This window comes from Bacillus sp. 05T31, assembly GCF_056396725.1.
Genome location: NZ_JBFTMA010000556.1, coordinates 1 through 3,036 on the forward strand (window position 1 = coordinate 1; position 3,036 = coordinate 3,036).

Sequence of the window (3,036 nt, forward strand, 5' to 3'; positions counted from 1 at the left end):
CAATATCCACAGACTGATTCTGAATAGGTATACTTAAAAAATCAGCACAGATAAAGAGAATGTTTCTTTTCGGATTTCTTCTTTCTAATACATCTTTTAAAAATAGTAGTTTATTCAAATCTCGATCAACAGCAATATATAGGCAATTTTCTGGTAGTTCTTCATAAATATTTCGCAAAAAGAACCCAAGACCCGATCCTATATCAAGTAGTATTTTGTTATTTAAATCTAATTGCATTAGTTTCTTTTTTGCCCATTCTCCTTCTCTATGCATATTTTCCAAATATGCAGTATCAGTTTCATGAATATAATCTGAAATAGAACTTTCAAGTGAAGTTCGCTCATATGCTTTAAATAAATTACCAGCTGTTAGAATACCTGAAGTAATAATGTATTCTTCCCCACAGTTACAAATTAACTTTCCCTCTGTAATTTGATTGCAATTAATAATTCCATTTTGAAGAATTAGGTTTTTGCTACACTTAGAACATGTAAGTAAATGAAGTATGCTTAAATCTATCCCAATAATAGAATTCGGAGTTTCATTTGTTAGCGATAAATCATTTAACACTTCTTTTAATTTATCCCTTCTCTCCTCTAAAATTTTTATTTCTTGTTCAAWCATTTCRTATTTCRATTTAAATAAAGATTGGTAAARAGTATCTTTTTCRTAATTYATAGATTTYGCTAAAYTTTKATAAAGAAAAAGTTCTTTAATTTCATTCAAACTAAAWCCTAGCCATTTGTACTCTAATATAAGCTCTATATCTTTTTGACAATACTCATCAAAAAAATAATGGCTACCCTTCTTTTCAGGAATAATTAGTCCGAGATCCATATAATGTCTAATTGTATCTATACTTATATTATTTTTTTCTCCAAACTTTCCGATTTTCATAATATCACTACCATTATAATATTTGTTTATACATACTTCTTTTTTTTAGTAGAAAATCCTTTTATCTATACATTATTATTTGTGATACGGGAATGATGTAATGAAGCTTTTATATAATAAAAAAACCCGCGAATTATTCACGGGTTTTCCTCTTAATAACTAATTGCTATTGTTCCTTCACCTGCATGAACAGCAAATGAAATCGGCAATGGATAAAGCTTGAAATCCATTTCAGGGAATGCTTGTTTAATATCTAAAATCCATTCTTCAGCTCCATCTTTATCGTTAGCATAGAACATATGAAGTACTTTTGGTAATTCTTTTTCAAGCTCATTTTTAATGTATTCTCTACATTTTTGGATTTTACGCACTTTCTTTTCAAGTAAAAGTTCTCCGCCTTTTACTTCTAAGATTAAGTTGACACTTAATAAACTTCCAAGTAAAAATTGAACTCCCTTTACTCGACCACTTGCATATAAACCTTTTAAGCTTTTTGGAAATACATAAAAAGGCCTTCTTTTTTCATCTACTAATGTTTTATGTATATCTTGTAAAGTCATACCATCATTGTATAACGTTTTAGCTTTTCTCAAAAGTTCATCCATTGGATAACTTGTCGTTTCACTATCTAATACAGTTAAAGGGAAACCTGCCATATCAGCAGCTAGCTTCATATTTTGATAGGTCCCACTTACTTTTCCGCTAATAGCAACTGCAAAGCCTTCTTCATATTCTTCTTTGCATTTAGTAAATAATTCTACCATTTCCCCTATGTTAGGTTGCGAAGTAGTAACTGTTCTTCCATCATTTAACGCTTCATAAAGACGTTTATGAACTCCTTCTTCACAATCCTTATAAGACACTCCATCAATAATAACTTCAATTGGGATAACAAAGTTATCACCATCTGTTGTAAAACTCGCAGTTGTACTATCAGTAAACCAAGCAACACGCTTCATGTTGTTCCTCCCTTATTCTGTTCCTCTTTTCTGACTTTTCTATATATTTATCTTACGAAAAGAGAATATCCCCTGTAATAGTAACAGGACTTTAATATTTTAGCTATAGAAGATGTATAATAAATGTGAATATTTTTTGTCTATTTGTCAAAAAAAGAAGACCGCGAAATTTTGCGGTCTTTTTTTAACATTACTTAAATGTTTCGTTATCTAAAATWACAACATAATCATTCGTCAWTCGSCCAGCTTCTTTCGTATAATTAACAAGCCTTTGTATGTTATCACAGCTAAKTTTTGCTCCCCATACGAGTAAYGGTACGCCGATAAAGTCGATGTGGAACCTTCTAGAAAACAGACCRCCGAAAGTCATTGGTAAWGGAACTGTTGGTGATGTATTAGARAAAATAATCTTKTCATGGCTKTGATAATGTTTTTGCAGAATCTCTCCTAAATGCTTCATCGCAGGTACAACGACTTTKGATGCCCCGCAYCCAATTGTATATACAGGATTCCCATATTCATCTTGTCCATGAAAAATAATCTTTCCCATATCCTCTGTTTTCAATTTATTAAAGTAATCTACATTTAAWATTTCTTCTTTCGTTAACTTACGATCTGTTGGTAATTTATTTAAATGATAAGCTGCAGCKAGYGMRGTTGWATGCGTTCCACCGAAATCTGTGTARATRAAWATCATAWTATCATCCCTTRTTGTAAAAGTTCAATATTATTTAGTATTACCGTTCACAGCGTTGTTAAACAAGGGACGAATGTATTTACGCTTTTTGTGTTAATTCATTATATTTTTTCCAAATATAATAGCGTCTACTAATTACGGTACCTAATGTGATACATAAAAAGGCATTCGTTACAACCATTAATGTGTGGTGAGTACTGCCAGGAAACATACTTTGCTTAATCACGATTTTCGCACCTAAAATAACAAGGAGAATAATTGTACTTAACCAATTTCCTTTTCGTAATACATGACCTGTTTCACTATCTAATCGAAATGTTAAAGCTTTTCCCCTAATAACTCCTAGACCCAATCCCATTCCGAGCATTGCAACGAATAGTAGTACGTGCAATATATTTATTTGTCCCATATGAATAATGGACTGGATTGTTACAAAGCACAGCAAAGCCGGAATGAGTCAAATACGATTAATATTCACTTTG

The 3,036-nt window shown here is 31.2% G+C and carries 3 protein-coding genes and 1 pseudogene; all 4 read right to left on the minus strand.

From position 1 onward, the window contains the following. A partial coding sequence (locus AC1DJR_RS24065; RefSeq protein WP_477003678.1) for a MerR family transcriptional regulator occupies nt 1-898 on the minus strand: 898 nt, incomplete at its 3' end. Between the two features lie 152 nt (nt 899-1,050). Further along, nucleotides 1,051-1,857, minus strand: coding sequence for a DegV family protein (locus AC1DJR_RS24070; RefSeq protein ID WP_002141971.1), 807 nt, complete (start codon nt 1,855-1,857; stop codon nt 1,051-1,053). Between the two features lie 190 nt (nt 1,858-2,047). After that, entirely contained in the window at nt 2,048-2,554 is a 507-nt protein-coding gene (locus tag AC1DJR_RS24075; protein ID WP_477003679.1) for a DUF3189 family protein, read from the minus strand. Between the two features lie 79 nt (nt 2,555-2,633). Then, nucleotides 2,634-3,036, minus strand: a pseudogene (locus AC1DJR_RS24080) (DUF1453 domain-containing protein); the annotation flags it as partial.

Excerpts from the sequence above, each read along its gene's own strand:
- AC1DJR_RS24070 (WP_002141971.1), bottom strand. The coding sequence starts at position 1,857 with ATGAAGCGTGTTGCTTGGTTTACTGATAGTACAACTGCGAGTTTTACA.